The sequence below is a fragment of the Streptomyces sp. NPDC052079 genome (assembly GCF_040680275.1).
Classification (GTDB): Bacteria; Actinomycetota; Actinomycetes; order Streptomycetales; family Streptomycetaceae; genus Streptomyces.
In genome coordinates this window covers 186,074-207,479 of record NZ_JBFAWL010000002.1, presented here as the reverse complement: position 1 = coordinate 207,479, position 21,406 = coordinate 186,074, and the positions used below count along the sequence as shown (strand labels likewise).

20 protein-coding genes and 1 pseudogene are annotated in these 21,406 nt (G+C 71.5%); 17 read left to right on the top strand and 4 right to left on the bottom strand.

The window, feature by feature from the left end; translation table 11 throughout:
* Nucleotides 1–21: 21 nt before the first annotated feature.
* From AB0L56_RS05385 to AB0L56_RS05325, 13 genes and pseudogenes are all read left to right on the top strand, one after another.
* A complete protein-coding gene (locus AB0L56_RS05385) occupies nt 22–1,491 on the top strand; it encodes an MFS transporter (protein WP_365419240.1) in 1,470 nt (489 codons plus the stop codon).
* A gap of 17 nt (nt 1,492–1,508) precedes the next feature.
* Complete coding sequence (locus tag AB0L56_RS05380) at nt 1,509–1,922, top strand: DUF3151 domain-containing protein (RefSeq protein WP_365419238.1); 414 nt, start codon at nt 1,509–1,511, stop codon at nt 1,920–1,922.
* A gap of 147 nt (nt 1,923–2,069) precedes the next feature.
* Nucleotides 2,070–2,900, top strand: coding sequence for a tryptophan 2,3-dioxygenase family protein (locus AB0L56_RS05375; RefSeq protein ID WP_361036316.1), 831 nt, complete (start codon nt 2,070–2,072; stop codon nt 2,898–2,900).
* Complete coding sequence (gene kynU / locus AB0L56_RS05370; protein WP_365419234.1) at nt 2,893–4,107, top strand: kynureninase; 1,215 nt, start codon at nt 2,893–2,895, stop codon at nt 4,105–4,107. Before AB0L56_RS05375 ends, kynU begins: the two co-directional genes overlap by 8 nt.
* Before the next feature lie 161 nt (nt 4,108–4,268).
* On the top strand, nt 4,269–5,135 hold the full coding sequence (locus tag AB0L56_RS05365) for an alpha/beta hydrolase (protein WP_365419231.1): 867 nt from the start codon (nt 4,269–4,271) through the stop codon (nt 5,133–5,135).
* Nucleotides 5,136–5,227: 92 nt separating this feature from the next.
* Nucleotides 5,228–5,803: an IS607 family transposase gene (locus AB0L56_RS05360; protein ID WP_365419228.1), complete on the top strand. Its 576-nt coding sequence runs from the start codon at nt 5,228–5,230 to the stop codon at nt 5,801–5,803.
* Complete coding sequence (locus AB0L56_RS05355; RefSeq protein WP_365419226.1) at nt 5,796–7,424, top strand: IS200/IS605 family accessory protein TnpB-related protein; 1,629 nt, start codon at nt 5,796–5,798, stop codon at nt 7,422–7,424. The genes AB0L56_RS05360 and AB0L56_RS05355 overlap by 8 nt, the downstream gene beginning before the upstream one ends.
* 493 nt (nt 7,425–7,917) lie before the next feature.
* A pseudogene (locus AB0L56_RS05350) lies at nt 7,918–8,649 on the top strand (alpha/beta hydrolase); the annotation flags it as partial.
* Nucleotides 8,650–8,834: 185 nt separating this feature from the next.
* A complete protein-coding gene (locus AB0L56_RS05345; RefSeq protein ID WP_365419223.1) occupies nt 8,835–10,241 on the top strand; it encodes a histidine kinase in 1,407 nt (468 codons plus the stop codon).
* Nucleotides 10,238–10,903, top strand: a complete 666-nt coding sequence (locus tag AB0L56_RS05340; protein WP_361036292.1) for a response regulator transcription factor — start codon at nt 10,238–10,240, stop codon at nt 10,901–10,903. Before AB0L56_RS05345 ends, AB0L56_RS05340 begins: the two co-directional genes overlap by 4 nt.
* A 41-nt stretch (nt 10,904–10,944) precedes the next feature.
* A complete protein-coding gene (locus AB0L56_RS05335; protein ID WP_365419220.1) occupies nt 10,945–12,168 on the top strand; it encodes a cytochrome P450 in 1,224 nt (407 codons plus the stop codon).
* A 118-nt stretch (nt 12,169–12,286) separates the two neighbouring features.
* Nucleotides 12,287–13,486, top strand: coding sequence for a transposase (locus AB0L56_RS05330; protein WP_365419217.1), 1,200 nt, complete (start codon nt 12,287–12,289; stop codon nt 13,484–13,486).
* A 42-nt stretch (nt 13,487–13,528) separates the two neighbouring features.
* The gene (locus AB0L56_RS05325; RefSeq protein WP_365419214.1) at nt 13,529–14,119 is read left to right on the top strand and encodes a Uma2 family endonuclease; all 591 of its coding nucleotides are present in this window, start codon (nt 13,529–13,531) and stop codon (nt 14,117–14,119) included.
* An 18-nt stretch (nt 14,120–14,137) separates the two neighbouring features.
* On the opposite strand, the gene AB0L56_RS05320 is transcribed toward AB0L56_RS05325, so the two are convergent.
* Complete coding sequence (locus AB0L56_RS05320) at nt 14,138–15,742, bottom strand: ABC transporter permease (protein WP_365419211.1); 1,605 nt, start codon at nt 15,740–15,742, stop codon at nt 14,138–14,140.
* The gene (locus tag AB0L56_RS05315) at nt 15,739–16,635 is read right to left on the bottom strand and encodes an ABC transporter ATP-binding protein (RefSeq protein WP_365419210.1); all 897 of its coding nucleotides are present in this window, start codon (nt 16,633–16,635) and stop codon (nt 15,739–15,741) included. Before AB0L56_RS05315 ends, AB0L56_RS05320 begins: the two co-directional genes overlap by 4 nt.
* Before the next feature lie 114 nt (nt 16,636–16,749).
* Here AB0L56_RS05315 and AB0L56_RS05310 point away from each other — a divergent pair, with 114 nt between their 5' ends.
* Complete coding sequence (locus AB0L56_RS05310) at nt 16,750–17,247, top strand: MarR family transcriptional regulator (protein WP_365419207.1); 498 nt, start codon at nt 16,750–16,752, stop codon at nt 17,245–17,247.
* A gap of 77 nt (nt 17,248–17,324) precedes the next feature.
* Nucleotides 17,325–17,915 carry a Uma2 family endonuclease gene (locus tag AB0L56_RS05305; RefSeq protein WP_365419204.1) on the top strand — a complete coding sequence of 197 codons (591 nt, stop codon included), beginning with the start codon at nt 17,325–17,327 and terminating at the stop codon, nt 17,913–17,915.
* Between the two features lie 18 nt (nt 17,916–17,933).
* Here the strand turns inward: AB0L56_RS05305 and AB0L56_RS05300 are convergent, their stop codons facing one another.
* Entirely contained in the window at nt 17,934–18,806 is an 873-nt protein-coding gene (locus tag AB0L56_RS05300) for a diacylglycerol kinase family protein (protein WP_365419201.1), read from the bottom strand.
* A gap of 185 nt (nt 18,807–18,991) precedes the next feature.
* On the opposite strand from AB0L56_RS05300, the gene AB0L56_RS05295 reads away from it, so the two are divergent.
* Together AB0L56_RS05295 and AB0L56_RS05290 are read left to right on the top strand one after the other, a co-directional pair.
* A complete protein-coding gene (locus AB0L56_RS05295) occupies nt 18,992–20,275 on the top strand; it encodes an adenylosuccinate synthase (RefSeq protein WP_361036268.1) in 1,284 nt (427 codons plus the stop codon).
* A gap of 101 nt (nt 20,276–20,376) precedes the next feature.
* Nucleotides 20,377–20,667: a hypothetical protein gene (locus AB0L56_RS05290; RefSeq protein WP_361036266.1), complete on the top strand. Its 291-nt coding sequence runs from the start codon at nt 20,377–20,379 to the stop codon at nt 20,665–20,667.
* Between the two features lie 15 nt (nt 20,668–20,682).
* On the opposite strand, the gene AB0L56_RS05285 is transcribed toward AB0L56_RS05290, so the two are convergent.
* A complete protein-coding gene (locus tag AB0L56_RS05285) occupies nt 20,683–21,333 on the bottom strand; it encodes a hypothetical protein (RefSeq protein WP_365419197.1) in 651 nt (216 codons plus the stop codon).
* Between the last annotated feature and the right edge of the window lie 73 nt (nt 21,334–21,406).

Here is a 21,406-nt window from a genome sequence, read left to right as displayed (position 1 = left end):
GCTCTTCCGTATGCTCGCCGCATGCCCGACGTCCGGCTGTCCTCCCCGCAGGGCAAGTGGATTCTGTTCACCACGGTCCTCGGCTCCAGCATGGCCCTGCTCGACTCGACCGTGGTCAACGTCGCCCTCCCGCGCATCGGCCGCGACCTCGACGCCGACCTCGCCGCACTGCAGTGGACCGTCAACGCCTACATGGTCACGCTGGCCGGACTGATCCTGCTGGGCGGGGCGCTGGGCGACCGGTTCGGGCGGCGCAGGGTGTTCGTCATCGGGGTGCTGTGGTTCGCCGTGGCGTCCCTACTGTGCGGCCTCGCCCCGAACGCCGGCATCCTCGTCGCCGCCCGGGCGCTCCAGGGGGTCGGGGGCGCGCTGCTCACGCCGGGCTCGCTCGCGCTCATCCAGGCGTCCTTCCACCCCGACGACCGGGGCCGCGCGGTGGGTCTGTGGTCCGGCTTCGGCGGGATCGGCGCGGCCGTCGGCCCCTTCGTCGGCGGCTGGCTGGTGGACGGACCCGGCTGGCGATGGGTATTCCTCCTCAACGTGCCGCTCGCGCTGCTCTGCGCCCCCGTCGCCGTACGCCATGTGCCGGAGTCGGCGGGCGGGGAGGCCGAGGGCCGGTTCGACGTCCTCGGCGCGGCGCTCGGCGCGGTCGCCCTCGCGCTGGTGACGTACGCGCTGATCGAGGCCGACGAGGGCTCCCTCCTCGTCGCCGTCTCCGCGGTCGCGGGTCTGGCCGCCGCGGTCGCCTTCGTCCTTGTCGAGAAGCGCCGCCCGGCCCCGATGATGCCGCTCGGCATCTTCGCCTCCCGCCAGTTCTCGGCGGTCAACGTGGTCACCCTGTGTGTGTACGCGGCCTTCGGCGGCTTCTTCTTCCTCGCCACGCTCCAGCTCCAGGTCGTCGTCGGCTGGTCCGCGCTGGCCGCCGGCACGGCCCTGCTGCCCACGACCGCGCTGATGCTGCTGCTCTCCGCCCGCTCCGGCGCACTGGGCGACCGGATCGGCCCGCGCATCCCGCTCACCGTCGGGCCGCTGCTGTGCGCGGCCGGGATGCTGCTGATGCTCCGGGTGGGGCCCGGCGCCTCGTACGCCACCGAGGTGCTGCCCGCGCTGCTGGTGCTCGGCCTCGGCATGGTCACCCTGGTGGCGCCGCTCACCGCGACGGTCCTCGCCTCCGTGGACACCTCCCGGGCGGGCCTGGCCAGCGGCATCAACAACGCCGCCGCCCGTGCGGCCGGTCTCGTGGCGGTGGCCGCGCTGCCGCTGCTCGCCGGCATGGGGCCCGAGGCGTACCGGCTGCCGGACGCCTTCGACGACGCGTTCGGCCGGGCGATGGTCCTGTGCGCGGGCGTCCTGGTCGCCGGGTCCGCCATCGCCCTCGCGACGGTACGCCGCCCGGCCCCGGACTGCAGCAGGCCGGAGTGCCGTACTCATGGCAGCGTGGCGGTGCCCCCGCTGGAGGCGGGGAGGGAGCGCGGCGGCGAGGCACGCTGATGTACGAGACTGGACCCATGTCCATTCACGAAAACCTCCTCGGGGGCCCGCCCCCGACCCACCTCCCCGACGACCCCGGCCCGCGCGAGCTGCTCGCGTCCGGCACCTCGCCCGCCGACGTCGCCGCCCAGCACCCCACCTCCTCGCTGGCCTGGGCGCGGCTGGCCGACGAGGCGTTCGAGCGGAGCAGCGTCGTGGAGTCGTACGCGTACGCCCGGACGGGCTACCACCGCGGACTGGACGCGCTGCGCCGCAACGGCTGGAAGGGCCACGGCCCGGTGCCGTGGGAGCACGAGCCCAACAGGGGCTTCCTGCGCGCCCTGCACGCCCTGGCCCGCGCCGCGCAGGCGATCGGCGAGCAGGAGGAGTACGAGCGCTGCTCGCAGTTCCTGAAGGACTCCTCCCCGACGGCGGCCCAGGTCCTGGGCTGAGCCGTTGTTTGCCCGAGGCCCGCCTGTGAGCAGGCGGGCCTTGCGGTTTCGGGGGACGATACGCAGGATGCCCCGTGGGGACCGGGGCCCCCGTGCCGGTAACGGCAGGGGCGGACCGCTACCCGGAGTACATTTCAGGAGACAGCGATGTCCCACGAGGCTCACGAGCCCGAGACCCCGCATCTCGACTTCAACGGGACCACCCCGTACGAGGACTACGTCAAGGCCGACGTCCTCACCCACCTCCAGCACACCCTCTCCGACGATCCCGGAGAGATGGTCTTCCTGGTCACCACCCAGGTGATGGAGCTGTGGTTCACCGTCATCGTCCACGAGTGGGAGACCGCGGCGAAGGCGCTGCGCGAGGACGACGTACCGACCGCGGTCGACGCGCTGCGGCGGTCGCGGCGGGAGCTGGAGGCGCTGAACGCCTCCTGGCGGCCGCTGAGCGGCCTGACCCCCGCCCAGTTCAACTCCTACCGCGGCGCCCTCGGCGAGGGGTCCGGCTTCCAGTCGGCGATGTACCGGCGCATGGAGTTCCTGCTCGGCGACAAGTCCGCGTCCATGCTGGTCCCGCACCGGGGCGCGCCGCGCGTGCACGCCGAGCTGGAGAAGGCGCTGCACGAACCGAGCCTCTACGACGAGGTGCTGCGGTTCCTGGCGCGGCGCGGGCACGCGATCCCGGACGAGGTGCTGCGGCGCGACGTGTCGCAGAAGTACGAGCCGTCGGCGCAGGTGGAGGCGGTGTGGACGGCCGTCTACGCGGGCGACGAGCGGGACGAGGTCGCCCGCCTGGGCGAGGCCCTGACCGATGTCGCCGAGCTGGTGTGGCGCTGGCGCAACGACCACCTGGTCGCCACACGTCGCGCGATGGGCGCCAAGACCGGTACCGGCGGGTCCGCCGGGGTGGCCTGGCTGGAGAAGCGGGCGCAGAAGAGCGTGTTCCCCGAGCTGTGGACGGCGAGGTCCTATGTCTGAGCTGGCGCTGAGGGCGGAGAAGCTGGACGCCGCCGATGAACTGGCCGCCAAGCGGCAGGAGTTCACCCTCGACGACGTGGTCTACCTTGACGGCAACTCACTGGGCGCGCTCCCCGTGGCCGTCCCCGGACGGGTCGAGGACGTCGTACGCCGGCAGTGGGGCGAGCTGCGGATCCGGTCCTGGACCGAAGGCGGCTGGTGGACGGCGCCGGAGCGGATCGGTGACCGGATCGCGCCGCTGGTCGGCGCGGCGGCCGGGCAGATCGTGGTCGGCGACTCCACCAGTGTGAATGTCTTCAAGGCACTCGTGGGCGCGGTGCGGCTGGCGCGGTCGGCGCGGTCGGCCGGTCCCGGGCGGGACGAGATCCTGGTCGACGCGACCACGTTCCCCACGGACGGCTACATCGCCGCTTCGGCGGCCCGGATGACCGGCTGCACGCTGCGTCCGGTCGCGCCGTCCGAGGTCCCGGACGCGCTGGGCGACCGCACGGCGGCGGTGCTGCTCAACCACGTCGACTACCGCACCGGACGGCTGCACGATCTGCCGTCGCTGACGGCCACCGTGCACGCGGCGGGGGCGCGGGTCGTCTGGGACCTGTGCCACAGCGCGGGCGCGCTGCCGGTCGGGCTGGACGAGCACGGCGTGGACCTGGCGGTCGGCTGCACCTACAAGTACCTGAACGGTGGCCCCGGTTCACCGGCGTTCCTGTACGTGCGCGCCGATCTGCAGGACCGTTTCGACTCCCCGCTGCCCGGCTGGAACTCCCACGCGGAGCCCTTCGGGATGCGTGCGGACTACCAGCCGGCGGCGGGCGCGCTGCGCGGGCGCGTCGGCACGCCCGACATCCTCTCCATGCTCGCCCTGGAGGCGGCCCTGGAGGTCTGGGACGGCGTGACGGTCGACGCGGTGCGGGCCAAGTCGCTCGCGCTGACGGACTTCTTCCTGGAGTGCGTCGGGGAGTACGTGGCCGAGGGCCGGGTCGAGTGCGTGACGCCGCGGGCGCACGGGGAGCGGGGGAGCCAGGTCGCGTTGCGGTGCGAGGACGCGGGTGAGGTGATGAAGCGGTTGATCGAGCGGGGCGTGGTCGGCGACTTCCGTCATCCGGATGTGCTGCGGTTCGGGTTCACTCCGCTGTACGTCGGGTTCGCGGAGGTGGAGCGGGCGGCGGGGGTGCTGGCGGAGGTGTTGGCGGAGGTGCTGGCGTGATCGGGGGCCGGGGGGTGACGTCGTACGGGGTCGCCTCCCGGCCCGCTGACCGAGCGTGACATCCCCATGTCGGGGCACGTGGCCGCCCTGATACCGTCCGGCCGAACGGCCGCGTTCCCGCCCGGTCCGTCACCCACGTTGTATCGCTGAGAGGTTGGAGCATGACGGACGACGTCGCAGCCGCCCGGGCCGCCGCCGAGGAGCAGTCGGCGCTCTCCCATCCGCCCGTCGAACCCGACGCCACGGTGACGTACGGCGACGATCCCGACCAGCTGATAGACCTCTACGCGCCGCGCGGGGCGGACGGGCCCGCGCCCGTCGTCGTGGTGCTGCACGGCGGTGCCTGGCGGGCGCCGTACGACCGGCGTCACATCAGCCCGTTCGCGGCCTTCCTGGCCGGGCGGGGTTTCGCCGTGGCCAGTGTCGAGTACCGGCGCGGTGCGGGGGAGGCGGGCGGTTCCGCGGTCGCCGGGCGGTGGCCTGACACGTTCGACGATGTCGCCGCCGCGATGGATGCCCTGCCGGCGTTGATCCGGGCGCAGCTGCCGGGGGCTGATCCGCGGCGGGTCGTCCTGACCGGTCACTCGGCCGGTGGTCATCTGGCGCTGTGGGCTGCCGCGCGGCATCTGCTGCCTGCCGACTGCCCCTGGCGCACGGATGCTCCTCCGCCGCTGCGGGGTGTTGTCGCGCTCGCGCCGATTGCCGACCTTGCGGTTGCCGACAAGCTTGGTGTGTGCGGTGATGCGGTGCGTCAACTCCTTGGTGGTGACGATCAATTCGCCGAGCGGCGGGTCAGTGCGGATCCTGCGCTGCTGCTTCCCACTGGTATCGCCACGACCCTGGTGCAGGGGCGCGCCGACGTGGACGTGCCGCAGGCGGTTGCTGAGGCGTATGCGGAGGCGGCGGCGAAGGCGGGGGAGGTGGTGGGGGTGACGTTGCTGGAGGACGTGGGGCACTTTCCGCTGATCGATCCGGCGGCGGATGCGTGTGCTGTGGTGGCGGAGGAGATCACCCAGCTGGCGTGGTGAAGCGCCGGTGCGGTCGAGGGGTCTCCACCTGCTGGTCCGCGAAGTCGGGTAAGTGAGCGTAACCATGTGTAGGTGAGTGTCGTTGTCAGGGTATGAATCTGACGGAATGGGCGAAGACGCAGGGCGTGCATCCGCAGACCGCGTATCGCTGGTTCCGTGAGGGGACGCTGCCGGTACCGGCTCAGCGGGTCGGGCCGCGCACGATCCTGGTGAACATCGACGCGAACATCACGCCCGAGGCCATCGGCGGTCTGGGCCTGTATGCCCGGGTGTCCTCGCACGATCAGAAGACCGATCTGGAACGCCAGGTCGCCCGGCTGTCGGCGTGGGCGGCGCAGGCCGGTCACCGAGTCGTTCGTGTCGAGGCGGAGATCGCTTCCGGGATGAACGGCTGCCGGTCCAAGGCCCGGCGTCTGCTGGCCGACCCGAACGTGACCACCGTGGTGGTGGAGCACAAGGACCGGCTCGGCCGGACGAACGTCGAACTTGTCGAGGCCGCCTTGTCCGCGACGGGCCGTCGCCTGGTGGTGGTGGACGACGGCGAGGTCGAAGACGACCTGGTGCGGGACATGGTGGAGGTACTGACGTCGTTCTGCGCCCGTCTGTACGGGCGCAGGTCGGCGAAGAACCGCGCCCGCAAGGCACTGGAAGCGGCCGAACATGGCTGACCTCCGCCCGATCGCCGCGCCGTTCGTCGCTCTCGGCCCGTCCGGTGTGGCGGTACGTACCCGGCTGAGGGACCTCACGCCCGCGGATGAGAAGGCTCTGCGCGTGGTGGGTGCACACCTGGGCTCGCTCGCCTCGAAGGACCTCAAAGCGCGTTGCGCGCACGGCCTGGAGCACTCCACCGAGTCATGGGCAGCCCGTAAGCGGGACCTGACGGCTGAGTCGTCGTCCAGGTGGGCCGGGTCGATCACACGGGCCACGCACGACCAGTGGGCGCTCGCCCGGCGCGGCCAGGCCGCGCACGTCCAGTCCCTCGAAGCCGGTATCACGACGATCCGCCACCGGCTGTCGCTGCCGGTCGGCCAGAAGGGCACCAAGCGGACTCCGGGCGGCTACCGCTGCGCGCACGAGTGGTTTAACAAAGCACGCCGCCTGCATGTGCTGGAGGACCGGCTCGACCAGGTCCGGGCTGACCGGGAAGCGGGCCGGGTGCACGTCGTGCGTGGCGGTAAACGTCTGCTGGCCACCCGTGACAACCTCGACACCGCGCAGCTCACCGAGGCCGAGTGGCGTGAGCGGTGGGAAGCGGGGCGCTGGTTCCTCCAGGCGGACGGCGAGTCGGGGAAAAGGTTCGGCAACGAGACGATCCGCATCACCCCCCAGGGCGAAGTGTCGATCAGGCTCCCGGCCCCGCTCGCCCACCTGGCGAACGCCAAGCACGGCCGGTACGTACTCGCCGCAAAGGTACGCTTCCCCCACCGGGGGCAGGAGTGGGCCGACCGCGTGGAGGCGAACCGGGCCGTGGCCTACCGTATCCACTACGACACGGGACGCGGGCGCTGGTACGTGGACGCCTCCTGGCAGATCCCACCCACCCAGACCATCTCACTCAAAGCCGCCCTCGCCGATGGCGTGATCGGCGTGGACACCAACGCCGACCACCTCGCCGCATGGCGCCTCGATACGCACGGCAACCCGACTGGCCGGCCGCGCCGGTTCTTCTACGACCTGTCCGCAGGCGCCCAGCACCGCGACGCCCAGGTACGGCACGCCCTCACGCGGCTGCTGAACTGGGCCAAGACCTGCGGCGTCAAGGCCATCGCGGTCGAAGACCTCGACTTCCAGACCGAGAAGACCAGAGAGAAGCACGGGCGCAAGCGCCGATTCCGACAACTCATCTCCGGCATGCCCACCGGCAAGCTCCGCGCCCGGCTGACCTCCATGGCCGACGCCACAGGTATCACGATCATCGCTGTGGACCCGGCCTACACCAGCAAGTGGGGCGCCCAGCACTGGCAAAAGCCGATGGCCGGCCCCACCCGTAGGACCACCCGGCACGATGCGGCGAGCATCGCGATCGGACGACGCGCCCAGGGACACCCGATCCGGCGACGGACGACACCGCCCCGTGCACACCAGAGCGATGTGCACGGGCATCGGACCGTCCAGGCCGACCGGCATGCCCCTGGGCGTGAGGGACCCCGCCCCCGCATCCCCGGACCACGGACACGATCCGTGCCGCCGGACGCGGCGAGTACGCGGGCAACCAGGACATCCAAAACCGTTCGGGGTGTCCGCAGTGACCAGGAATGGGTCCAAGACTCACTCCTGCTCACTGATTAGGAGCGGTGTCATACCCCTGGTACCTGAGAGTTACCCCGTGAGTGAGTCCCTCGGCGGGACGCGCGTTACCTGCGGTGATCCGTAACTTCCCTTCCTGAACGGCCCGATGGGCGGGCCGACGGGGAGGGTGGCGATGGCGCGCCGGGGTGGGACGGGGAGCACGGGTGCGTGGGGGTGGGCCGGGGGGTGGTTGCGCAGCCCGGCGCTTGCGGGGTGCCGTCGCGCCCACCCGTGCCGCCCCAGCGGCACGACTGCCCGCGGAAACGGGGGGAGCGGTGGGGACGGTGGGGCGGCTGGCCGCGGGAACGGGAGCGGTGGGGACGGTGGGGCGGCTGGCCGGGGGAGCGGTGGGGCGGCTGCCTGCGGGAGCGGGGGGAGCGGCGGGGACGGTCGCGCGGGTGGCCGCGGGAACGGGGGGAGCGGCGGGCGCGGTGGGGCGGCTTGCCGCGGGAGCGGCAGGGGCCGCGGCACGGCTGGCCGCGGGGGTGGGCGGTTGCGGCGGGGGGTGTTGGCGTTGGGGGTGGCGGGGGCGGTTGTACTGCCGTTGGGTGGGGCCGGGCGGGGGCAGGTGCCTGCGCCGGTGCCCGTTGTGGTTGCGGCGCCCTCCGTGGACACCCTTCAGGCGACCTACGCCGCTCACCGGGCGGGTGCTGAGGAAGCCGCGCGGATGGCTGCCGCGTATGGGGATCGACGGCGGGCCGGTGCCGAGCGGGCGCTGGCCGGGCGGCAGTTGCTGTACTTCGACGGGCGTGGGGCCGGGCTGGTCACCGAGGTGCTCGGTGATCTCGCGGGCGCCGGCCGTGTCGCCGTCCTGGCGCCCGGATCCGACACCTCGATCGACACCTACGGCCGGTTCCGTGCCGCCGCCCTCACCCTGAACGAGCGGCTCGGTGAGCGTGCCGCGGTCGTGGCCTGGCTCGGCTACGAGACGCCCGGCACCTTCAGCACCGCCGTCGCCACCACCGGCCGCGCGGAGGAGGCCGCGCCCGGACTCCGGGCGCTGGTGGACGACGTGCGTGCCGTCGCCGGACAGCGGGCCCGTGTCTCCCTCCTGTGCCACTCCTACGGCTCCGTCGTCTGCGCCCGCGCCGCCGACGGCCTCGACGTCGACGACATCGCCCTCCTCGGCAGCCCCGGCACCAGCGCCGACACCGCCGCCGATCTGCACACCCGGGCCAGGATCTGGCCCGCCCGGGGCGCCGAAGACTGGGTCGAGAACGTCCCGCTGCGGGACCGCACCCAGGCCGCGGTGTTCGCCTACGAGTCGGGGCTGGTACGGCCGTCCGGGTACTGACCAACTCCGTACTGACCGGTAACCCGTGTGTGGCCTGCGTAGTACCTGAGAGGGACGCCCGGGAACCCGTCTCGGCGGGGACGACCGCCACCACCCGGTCGGCCTACCGTGTGAGCGTGACCGAGACAACTCACCAGCAGACCCCCGCCGCCCCGCACGGCGACGGGGCCGGGACGCGCAGCCCGGAGTACCGGCTGGCCCAGAACGCCCTGCGGGGACTGCGCCAGGACCTGTTCCAGGACCCCTTCGCCTACCGCCCGCTGCCGCCCCGGCGCACGGACGGCCCGTTCGTCCGTCGGCTGCCCGGCCCGCTGCGGCAGGCCGCGCAGCACCTTCCGCACGCGGTGGTGGCGGGGGCCGCGCTGCTCGCGCTGTGCGTGGGCGCGGTGAGCGGTGGCCTGCCCGGCGGTGACGTGCCGGCCCTGCTCTCGGGCCTCCTGTGCGCGCTGCCGATCGTGGCCACGCTGGTGCGGCCGATCGGCGCGTTCTGGCTGTCGCTCGCCGTGACCCCGGTGATCGCGGTGATCAACGGCAGCGGATGGGACTGGCCGTGGATGCCCGGCGCGTTCATCTGCCACCTGACGGTGCTGGTCGTCGTGGCACTGCGCACCCGGCCCCGCACCGCCGCCTGGATGTGGGTGCTGACCGCCGCGTACGCCTTCCTCTCGGACGTTTTCTTCGGCGGGTCGTACTACTACACCAACAGCGGCCCCATGATGGTGACGTCTGCCTTCGCCCTGCTCGTGGTCTCCCTGTGGCACGTCCGGCACACCGCCCAGCAGGAGGTGACTGCCCAGCAGACGGTGACGGCGCACGAGCGGTCCCGGCGCACGGCGCTGGAGGAGCGCACCACCATCGCCCGCGAGCTGCACGACGTGGTGGCCCACCACATGTCGGTCGTCGCCATCCAGGCCGAGGCCGCGCCCTACCGGGTGGAGAACCCGCCGCCCGAGCTGGAGCGCGCCTTCGCCACCATCCGGGAGAACGCGGTGGCCGCCCTCACCGAGCTGCGCCGCATCCTCGGCGTGGTCCGCGCCGAGGACTACGAGGCCCCGGACGCCCCCCAGCCCACCCTGGCCGACCTGGACGCCCTGCTGGTCAATGTGCGCGGCGCCGGTCTGGACGTGGAGAAGGCGGTGACCGGGGCGGTGCGGGAGCTGCCGCAGGGCGTGGAGCTGTCGGCGTACCGGATCGTGCAGGAGGCGCTGAGCAACAGCCTGCGGCACGCGCCCGGCGCGAGCGCCCGCGTGGAGATCGGGTACGTCCTCGGCGGGCTCGGTCTGCGCGTCGTCAACGGCCCCGCGCCCGAGCCGAACCTCGTCAAGCCCGCCCGTCACCCGGCCACCACCCCTGAAGGAGGGCTTCGCCCGCACCCTTCGATGGGCGCCGGTCACGGCATCACCGGCATGCGCGAGCGGGTCACCATGCTGAACGGCGAGATGACGGCCGGCCCCACCGGCGACGGCGGCTACGAGGTCGCGGTGTTCCTGCCGGTCGCCACGGCGGACGAGGGTGACGCATGACGATCCGTGTGCTGATCGCGGACGACCAGATGATGGTGCGCGAGGGCTTCTCGGTCCTGCTGGGCGCGATGCCCGACATCGAGGTCGTCGGCGAGGCCGTCAACGGCCGGGAGGCGGTCGAACGGGTCCGCGAGCTCGCCCCCGACGTCGTCCTGATGGACATCCGCATGCCCGAGCTGAACGGCATCGAGGCGACCCGGGAGATCGTCGCCGCCGACGGCGGCGCGAAGGTCCTCGTCCTGACCACCTTCGACCTCGACGAGTACGTCTACCAGGCGCTGCGCGCGGGCGCCTCCGGCTTCCTGCTCAAGGACGCCTCCGCCCGCCAACTCGCCGACGGCGTCAGGGTCGTCGCGTCCGGCGAGGCGCTGCTCGCCCCCACCGTCACCCGGCGCCTGATCACCGAGTTCTCGAAGCTCTCCGAGGCGCCGCGGCTGATGCCGTCCGCGCAGGAGGCGTACGGCGACCTGACCGAGCGGGAGACGGAGGTGCTGGTGCTGATCGCGCAGGGCCTGTCGAACGCGGAGATCGCCGGGCGGCTGGTGGTCGCCGAGTCGACGATCAAGACACACGTCAGCCGCATCCTGGTGAAACTCGGTCTGCGGGACCGCACGCAGGCGGCGGTGTTCGCGTACGAGGCGCGGCTGGTCACGCCGGGCTGACCCCCTGGTCAGAGGGCCGGGTGCCGGGCTACCGTCCGTTCATGACAGCGCTTGACCGCCTCACGTTCAACCCCTGGGACCCCGCGTTCCTCGCCGACCCGTACCCCGCCTACGCCGAGCTGCGGCAACAGGGCCGGGTGCGGTACTTCGAGCCGACGGACCAGTGGCTGGTCGCCCATCATGCGGACGTCTCCGCGCTGCTGCGCGACCGCCGTCTGGGACGGACCTACCAGCACCGCTTCACCCACGAGGAGTTCGGCCGCACCGCCCCGCCGCCGGAGCACGAGCCGTTCCACACCCTCAACGACCACGGGATGCTGGACCTCGAACCGCCGGACCACACCCGCATCCGCCGCCTGGTGTCGAAGGCCTTCACCCCGCGCACGGTCCAGCAGCTGCGGCCGTACGTCGAGCGGCTGGCCGGTGAGCTGGTCGACGCCCTGGTGGCGGCGGGCGGCGGTGACCTGCTCAGGGACGTGGCCGAGCCGCTGCCGGTCGCGGTGATCGCCGAGATGCTGGGCATCCCGGAGGCGGACCGCGCCCCGCTGCGCCCCTGGTCGGCGGACATCTGCGGGATGTACGAGCTGAACCCGCCGGAGGAGACGGCAGCGAAGGCCGTACAGGCGTCCGTCGAGTTCTCCGACTACCTGCGCGAGCTGATCGCCGAGCGCCGCAAGAACCCGGGCGACGACCTGATCTCCGGCCTGATCGCCGCCCACGACGAGGACGACGACCGGCTCACCGAGCAGGAGATGATCTCCACCTGCGTGCTGCTGCTGAACGCGGGCCACGAGGCCACCGTGAACTCCACGGTGAACGGCTGGTGGGCGCTGTTCCGCCACCCCGACCAGCTCGCCGCCCTGCGCGCGGACCACTCCCTGGTCCCCTCCGCGGTCGAGGAGCTGATGCGCTACGACACCCCGCTCCAGCTCTTCGAGCGCTGGGTGCTCGACGAGATCGAGATCGACGGCCAGGTGATCCCGAGGGGCGCGGAGATCGCGATGCTCTTCGGCTCCGCCAACCACGACCCGGCCGTCTTCACCGACCCGGAGCGCCTGGACCTCACCCGCCGCGACAACCCCCACATCTCCTTCAGCGCCGGCATCCACTACTGCATCGGCGCCCCCCTGGCCCGCATCGAACTGGCGGCCTCGATGACGGCCCTCCTGCAGAAGGCCCCGACCCTACGCCTCGCGGCGGAACCCCGACGCAAACCGAACTTCGTGATCAGGGGACTGGAGGGACTGCCCGTGGAACTGGGCTGATCACCCGTTCGGCTGATCACTGGTCGATTCCGGGCGAGGGACGTGAAGGGCTCGTCAAACTGGTGCCCGCCTGCGGAAGACCTGCGAGCTGAAACCAAAAAAGAAGGGGGAGGGCCGGATGATTCGGACGTACAAGTTCCTCATGCGGCCCACGGTCCGTCAGACGATCGCACTGCGCGAGATGCTGGCCGACCACTGCTCCCTGTACAACGGCGCACTCCAGGAACGCCGCGATGCCTACCGGCACGCCTCGAAGACCACCGTCCGATACGGTGGCCAGTCTGCCCAACTCAAGGACATCCGGGCATTCGACCCCGAGCGCCAGGGCCGCTGGTCGTTCTCCAGCCAACAAGCGACCCTCCGGCGTCTGGACAAGGCGTTCGCCTCGTTCTTCCGGCGTGTGCAGGCTGGCGAGAAGCCGGGCTATCCGCGGTTCCGGTCAGGCAAGCGGTTCGACACCGTGGAGTTCCCGAAGGACGGCGACGGCTGCCGATGGGACTCCACCCCGCACGACCCCGTCACCCGCGTCCGCCTTCAAGGCGTCGGGCACGTCAAGGCGCACCAGCACCGGCCCGTGGCCGGCAAGGTCAAGACGATCTCGGTGAAGAGGGAGGGGCACCGCTGGTACATCATCCTCACCGCCGAGCAGACCGCGCCCGAAGCGCTCCCGGCGACCGGTTCGGTGGTCGGCATCGACATGGGCTTGGCCAACTTCCTCGCCGACTCGGGCGGCGGATTCGTACCCAACCCACGTTATGGACACAAGGCCGCCGCGAAGCTGGAAGCCGCACAGCAGGCGCTCAGCCGGTGCAAGCGCGGCAGCAAGCGACGCCGCAAGGCCGTGGAAGCCGTGGCCCGGCTGTACCGCAAGGTCCGCCGTCAGCGTCTGGACCACGCGCACAAGACCGCGCTCGATCTTGTCCGTGAGCACGACTTCATCGCGCACGAAGACCTCAAGATCCGCAACATGAGCAAGGCCCCCGAGCCGAAGCCGGACCCCGAACAGCCAGGCAGCTTCCTGCCCAACGGGGCCGGCGCGAAAGCAGGACTCAACCGCTCGATCGCCGATGCCGGATGGGGGGTGTTCCTCGCGATCCTGGCCGTCAAGGCGGAAGGAGCCGGACGGCAAGTGATGGCGGTGGACCCCCGCAACACCTCCCGGCGGTGCCCCGAATGTGGGCACACCGCCGAAGAGAACCGGCCCACACAGGAGAAGTTCCACTGCGTCGCCTGCGGCCACCACGCGCACGCGGACACAGTAGGCGCCCTGAACGTTCTACGGGCCGGGCTGGTCCGCCGCGAAGCCACACCGGCATAGCGAGAAGCCCCTCGTTCATGAAGGGGAGGAGTCACGACGGTTATGGCGGAGCGGCGGCGCGCGTCATCCCAGTTGTCCGTGGACATGTTCGAGAGGATCGTCGAGTTCGCCGAGCGTGAGGACGAGACCGTCAGGTGCGAGTTCATCAACGGACGGATCGCGCTCAGGAAAGGGACCAACGGCAATCACGGCGCGATCATCATGTGGCTGGTCCGTCAGTGCATGCAGTCCAGGCCCGAACTCGATCTCAGCCCGGTACAGGGGCTGAAGGTGGAGTCCTACTGCAAGGGCCGGGCCCGGCCGGACGCGGTGCTCGCGCCCGTCGCCCACTTTGCCGGGCAGGGGGACTGGGCGGAGCCCGAAGGCGTGCTGATGACGGTGGAGGTCACCTCCTTCGACTCGGACACGCACGATCGCGACCGTGTGGAGAAGCCCCAGGCCTACGCCGAGTCCGGGATCCCCGTCTACCTGCTGATCGACCGCGACCATCGCTCCGTCCTCGTGCACAGCGACCCGGACCCGGTGGTCGGCTACCGGAATGTCCAGAAGCGCCGGCTGGGCCAGAAGGTCGTGCTTCCGCCCCCCGTCGGCATCACGTTCGACACCGACGACCTCAAGCCGTACATGGACTGACCACCCAGCCGGCCCCTGTCACGCCACCATGTCCCTGCGCCGCAACCCGGCCAGCCCCGCTGCTACCAGCGCCGTCGCGAGCGCCGTGAGGATCAGTGCCGGGGGCCATTCCATGTCCCCGCCCGGCAGCTTCGGCAGATGGCCGAAGGGCGACAGATTCAGCACCGCCCGGGGGGCGTCGAGGGCCGGGCCGATCCAGCCGATCAGCAGCACCGCGCCGGCCACACCCCACGCGCCTCTCGCCGCCCCGGGCACCAGCCCGTACAGCAGCACCGCGACCCCGCCGACCGCCCAGACCGCCGGGACCTGCACCAGACACGCGCCCAGGATCGGGCCCGCCTGCTCGCCGTGGCCGAGGGCGAGCCCCACTCCCCCGAGCAGCATCAGCAGCACCGCCCCGCCGAACGCCACCGCCAGGTGCCCGGCGGCCCAGCGCATCTGCCCGACCGCCCCCGCGAGCACCGGTTCGGCGCGGCCCGAGGTCTCCTCTCCGTGCAGCCGCAGTACCGACGCCACGACGTACAGGGCGGCCACCAGCCCGAGGATGCCGACCATCGCGGCGAGGAACGCGTCCGTCAGCCCCGACTGCCCGCCCATCCGCCGGAAGATCTCCCGCGCGCTCTCGTTGTCGGCGACGAGATCGGCCGCCCCCTCGGCCATCCCGCCGTACACCAGCCCCGCCAGCAGGAACCCGATGCCCCAGCCGAGCACACCGCCCCGCTGCAGCCGCCAGGCCAGCGCGCCGGCGCTGCCCAGCCGCCCGGCGGCCGGCCCCGGACGGCTGGGCAGGAAGCTCATGCCGAGGTCCCGGCGCCCGGCGAGCGCGTACGCCACCGCCGCCTGGAGCAGCACCGCGCCGGCGAACAGGCCCAGCACCCACCACCGTTCGTCGGCGAAGGCCCGCAGGTTGGTCAGCCATCCGAGCGGTGACGCCCAGGTCAGCGGGGACGAGCCGTCGACCGTCGCGGAGTCGCCCGCCGCCCGCAGCACGAACGCGGCCCCCAGCACGGCCGCCGTCAGCCCCCGCGCGAGCCGCGCGCTCTCCGTCAGCTGCGCCAGGATCGCCGCCGTCGTCGCGAAGAGCATCCCCGTACCGGCGAGCCCCAGCCCGAACGCCAGCGCGCCCGCAGCGCCCTGCCCGGCAAGGCCGGCCGTCACCAGCAGCGCCAGCGCCCCGTTGGCGACGGCCGCCGCGAGCAGCGCCGCCGTCAACGCGGCCCTGCGGCCCACCATCCCGGACGCCACCAGCTCCTGACGCCCGCTCTCCTCCTCGTCCCGGGTGTGCCGTACGACCACCAGCAGACCGGCCACGGCGGCCAGCGCGCCCGCGTACAGCCCGACCCGCCATGCGGTCAGTGCGCCGAGGGAGTCGCCGAGGACGGGGCCGATCATGGCCCGCAGGGAGGAGTTGGCGGCCATCTGCGCGACCAGGTCGGCGCGCTCGGCGGGAGTGCCGTACAGCCCCTCCAGCGTGCTCGGCATGGACAGCACCATCAGGGCGTTCACCCCGACCCAGATAGGGATCATCACCCGGTCCCGGCGCAGCGCGAAACGCAGCAGGACGCCGGTGCCGGCGAACTGGCGTGCGCTCGCGGGCCGTACGGCGTAGGCGGCGGCGCTCATCGGACGGTCACCTCGTCCTGGTAGTGCCGCAGGAACAGCTCCTCCAGCGTCGGCGGAGTGGACGTCAGCGAGCGCACGCCCGACGCGCTCAGCGAGCGCAGCACCGCGTCGAGCCCGTCGGTGTCGACCTGGAGCCGCACCCGGTGGCCCCGTATGTCGAGGTCGTGCACGCCGGGTAGTGCGGCGAGTCCGTTCGGCGGGCCGGCGAGTTCGGCGCTCACGCTGGTCCGGGTCAGATGGCGGAGCTCGGCGAGCGAGCCGGTCTCCACGGTCCGTCCCTTGCGGATGATGCTGACCCGGTCGCACAGCTCCTCCACCTCGCTGAGGATGTGCGACGACAGCAGCACGGTCCGCCCGCGCTCCCGCTCCTCGGCGACACAGCGCCGGAAGACCTCCTCCATCAGCGGGTCGAGGCCGGACGTCGGCTCGTCGAGGATCAGCAGGTCGACGTCGGAGGCGAACGCGGCGACCAGGGCGACCTTCTGCCGGTTGCCCTTGGAGTACGTGCGCCCCTTCTTCGTCGGGTCCAGCTCGAACCGCTCGGTCAGCTCGGCGCGGCGGTGCCGGTCCAGGCCCCCGCGCAGCCTCCCGTACAGGTCGATGACCTCGCCGCCGGAGAGGTTCCGCCACAGCGTCACGTCACCGGGGACGTAGGCGATACGGCGATGGATCTCCACGGCGTCCGTCCAGGGGTCCCGGCCGAGCACCTGGGCGGCACCGGAGTCGGCGCGCAGCAGGCCGAGCAGGACCCGGATGGTGGTGGACTTGCCGGAGCCGTTGGGGCCGAGGAAGCCGTGGACCTCTCCGGACTCGACACTCAGATCGAGCCCGTCCAGTGCGTGGGTCCGGCCGAACGCCTTGTGCAGTCCGGACACGGTGATGGCCTTCGTCATGCTTCGGAACGTACGCTAACTTCAGAAATTTGTGAAGTTAAGGAAGCGTATAAAACGCTGGTTAGACTTGATCCGCCGGACCCATGGCGCTTGAGCAGGGGAGATGATCGGATCATGACGGAGCCGAGCGGGGCGGCCCGGGATCCCGAGGCGGTCTCGCGGTTCGTCGAGAGCTTCGCGGCGCAGCTGGTGGAGGCCGGGCTGCCGCGGATGCCCGCCCGTGTCTTCGCGGCCCTGCTGGCCTCCGACACCGGGGTGCTGACCTCCGCCGAACTGGGCGAACGCCTCAGGATCTCACCGGCCGCCGTGTCCGGGGCGGTGCGCTATCTCGCGCAGCAGCACATGGTCTCCCGCGAGCGCGAACCCGGCTCCCGGCGGGAGCGGTACCGGGTCCACGGCGACCAGTGGTACGAGGCCCTCACCAACCGCGAGGCCGTCATCAGGCGCTGGGAGGACGCCCTCCGCGAGGGCGTCACCAGCCTGGGCGAGGACACCCCGGCGGGCCGCCGGCTGGCGGAGACGCTGGCCTTCTTCGAGTTCGTGGAGAAGGAGGTCGAGGCGATGATGGGGCGCTGGCGGGTGTATCGCGAGGAGCGGTTCGGGCGGGGGTGAGGGGTGACAGGGTACGGGTGAGTGACTGATCGGTTACACTGAGTGGTGACTGGTCCGCATCACGGGGAGGGCGCATCATGACAGTCATGGCAGAGCGACCGATGACAAGCGGCACCGAGTCCGACAGCTTCGAGGACCTGCTGAGGACCCTCGACGAGCTGGACGTGCCCGACGGCTACAAAGCCGAGATCATTAGGGGGAACATCGTCGTGTCGCCGTGGTCCAAGGGCTACTACCTCGACGTCATGGAGCTGGTGTGCGAACAGCTGCGGCCGTACCTTCCCGCAGAGCACCGGATCAGCTATGGCCCGTTCCTGTACGTGTTCCCGGGCTCCGAGCGTGCGTACGGCCCTGACATCCACGTCGCCCACCGTCGCGCCAGCCGGATCAGCAGCACGCACTTGGACGGCGAGGCCCTGTCCTTCGTCGCCGAACTGACCTCCTCGTCCACCCGCGACGACGACATGACGGACAAGGTCGAGGTCTACGGAAGGGCGGGCGTCCCCGTCTATCTGCTGCTCGACATGCAGGAGGAGTGCGCCACGGTCTTCTCGATGCCCTCGGCCAAGGGCTACAAGTCCAGCGACACCAAGCCCTTCGGCGAGAAACTGGCCATCCCCGCCCCGTTCGACTGTGCGCTGGACACGACCGACTTCACGGCCCCCTGAACCGACGCGCCCCTACCCCTAGCGCGTAGGCAGTACCAGCCCCCAGGCCCCCTCCCGCACCTCCCACGTCCGTGTTCGCACCGGGCCCGACACCACCGCGTCCGCGCGGTAGCGGAAGTGCGCGCCCGACACGGTCACCGTGTGTCCCTCCGCCGACAAGGGGGACGCCTCCGCCCCCACCGACGCCGGACGCACCTCCACCTGGGCCCGGCCGGGCGCGCCCGGCATGACCGAGACGCCCTCCACCGGCTGCCCGAGATCGACCAGCGTCTCCCCGTCCACCTCCACCCGCAGCCGCGCCGGCCCGCCTTCCGGCACGGACACGGTCCCGGACGGCCGCGCCGGCACCAGGGTCCGCACCAGTGACCGGTATGTCCGCAGCCAGGGGCGCCCCGTCCCGTCGGCAGCCTCCCGCACCGGCGTCACACCCCCGACCGGCGGGATCCGCAGCGTGCCGAGCACCACCCCGTCGCTGTCGTCGACGAGGAGGTCCATCCGCCGCTCCGCCCCGTCCAGCACCGCCCGCGCCGCCGCCACCGCCCCCGCGGGGACCCCGAGGGACCGGGCGAGGGAGACCGCGCCGCCCACCGGCACCAGGGACAGCGCACATCCGGCCAGCTCCCGCCGCCGGTGCAGCAGCGTCACCGCCCGCACCAGGGCCCGGTCGTCGCCGACCACCACCGGCCGTCGCGACCCGCGCCGTGCCAGCGCCCGCGCGAACTCCTCCGGATCGTCCGGCAGACACACCTTCGCGCCCGCCGCACCCGCGCTGAGCACGTCCTTCGCGATCCGGACGGACTCGCCGTCCGTCCGCCGGGCGACCGGATCGATGACCACCAGGAGCTGATCGGACGTCGCGGAGAAGGTCCTGGAAGTCGCCACCTCGGCCATGCCTCGCTTCCTCGGGTAGCATCTTTGTGCAAGAGCCCCTTGCGCTATTGCGCCAGGGGCTTCGTCTATTCCGGGGCATCCGGTCCGACGGTTGGCGGCCAACGGTGGTCGCGGTGCACGCGGCGGTGATCCTCCGTGTGCGCCCCTGACCTTGGACATGCCCCGCCCGGAAGGGGTGTACGCGCGTGCCCGCACTTGTGCTGCTCGGTGCTCAGTGGGGTGACGAAGGCAAGGGAAAGGCGACGGACCTGCTGGGTGGTTCCGTCGACTATGTGGTGCGCTACCAGGGCGGCAACAACGCCGGCCACACGGTAGTCGTGGGCGACCAGAAGTACGCCCTTCACCTGCTCCCTTCCGGAATCCTGTCTCCCGGCTGCACGCCGGTCATCGGCAACGGCGTCGTCGTCGACCCGTCGGTCCTGCTCTCCGAGCTGAGCGGTCTGAACGAGCGCGGCGTCGACACGTCGAAGCTCCTGATCAGCGGAAACGCTCACATCATCACGCCGTACAACGTCACCGTCGACAAGGTGACGGAACGCTTCCTCGGCAAGCGCAAGATCGGCACCACCGGCCGGGGCATCGGCCCCACCTACGCCGACAAGATCAACCGCGTCGGCATCCGCGTCCAGGACCTGTACGACGAGTCGATCCTCACCCAGAAGGTCGAAGCGGCCCTCTACGTGAAGAACCAGATGCTCACCAAGCTCTACAACCGGCGCGCGATCGCCGTGGACCAGGTGGTCGAGGAGCTGCTGGGCTACGCGGACAAGCTCGCCCCGTACGTCGCCGACACCGTGCTGGTGCTGAACCAGGCGCTGGAGGAGGACAAGGTGGTCCTCTTCGAGGGCGGCCAGGGCACCCTGCTCGACATCGACCACGGCACGTACCCCTTCGTCACCTCCTCCAACCCGACCGCGGGCGGCGCCTGCACGGGCTCCGGCGTGGGCCCGACGAAGATCAGCCGGGTCATCGGCATTCTGAAGGCGTACACGACCCGCGTCGGCGCCGGCCCGTTCCCGACCGAGCTCTTCGACGAGGACGGCGAGGCCCTGCGCCGCATCGGCGGCGAGCGCGGTGTCACCACCGGCCGTGACCGCCGCTGCGGCTGGTTCGACGCGGTCATCGCGCGGTACGCGACCCGGGTCAACGGCCTCACGGACTTCTTCCTCACCAAGCTGGACGTCCTCACCGGCTGGGAGCAGATCCCGGTCTGCGTGGCGTACGAGATCGACGGCAAGCGCGTCGAGGAGCTGCCGTACTCGCAGACGGACTTCCACCACGCGAAGCCGGTCTACGAGATGCTGCCGGGCTGGAGCGAGGACATCAGCAAGGCGAAGTCCTTCTCCGACCTGCCGAAGAACGCCCAGGCGTACGTCAAGGCGCTGGAGGAGATGTCCGGCGCCCCGATCTCCGCGATCGGCGTGGGCCCGGGGCGTGACGAGACGATCGAGATCAACTCGTTCCTGTAGAGCCCTGCCGCTGTGCCCCGTCGCCCGCGCGGGCGACGGGGCACAGGCATAGCCTGAGGGTGTACGCGGCCGCGTGCGTCGACCACGAGAAGGTGAGTGCGATGCGCGTGATGATCAAGGCGACCCTGGACACCGAGAAGTCCAACGAGCTGCTCCGCAGCGGGAAGATGGCCGAGGAGGTCAAGGGGATCCTCGACCGGCTGCAGCCGGAAGCCGCCTATTTCGGTCCGCTCGGAGGGCGGCGGACGATGGTGCTGGTCCTGCACATGCAGGACAGCTCGGAGGTGCCTCCGGTGGGTGAGCCGTTCTTCGTCCACATGAACGCGGAAGTCGAGATGTGCCCCGTCATGAACGCGGAGGACATGGAGAAGGGGCTTGCCGCACTGCAGTGAGCCTGAGCCTGAGCCTCAGCTGAAGACGATCATCGATCCCTGCGCCAGGCTCCGTGTCGCCGCCGCGTGCAGCCCCAGCCACACATGGCGTTCGCGGGCGAAGGGGCTGGGGTCGTACGGGGCCGCGACCGCCGGCTCCTCCAGTTCCGTCGGGCCGAGCGGAGGCTCGGGAGCCGCCGGGGGGTTCGCCGGGTCGATGCCGAGGGACGGGGCGACCAGCTCCAGTTCGCGCAGCAGTGCGTGGGAGGAGCCCAACGGGCCCCCGCCGGCGAGGAGTTCGTCGCTGGAGAGGGGGTCCGGGAAGTCGAGCGGGACGTATGCGCCCGCGTGGTCGTAGTGCCAGACCAGGTGGGACTGCTGGGCCGTCGTCTCGAACATCTCCAGCAACTGCTCGTAGTCACCGCCCAGTTCGTCCACCGGCGTGACCGGCAGCCCGCACACCTGGAGCAGATACACCCGGCGCAGGAAGTGCAGCGCGTCGTAGTCGAACCCCGCGACCGGAGCCACCTCGCCGTTCAGTCCCGGCATGTACTGGTACACCGGTACCGGTGGCAGCCCCGCGTCGGCCAGCACCGCGTTGTACTGCGCGAGTTCCTCGGCGAACGGATTGTCGGGCGTATGGCACAACACATCGACGAGCGGTACCAGCCACAGGTCACAGGCCAAAAGAGGGCTCCTCGCATCGCGCGGTCGTCGGGATGGTCGTCCTGGTCAGGGAAGCGTATCCGCGCCCGTCCGG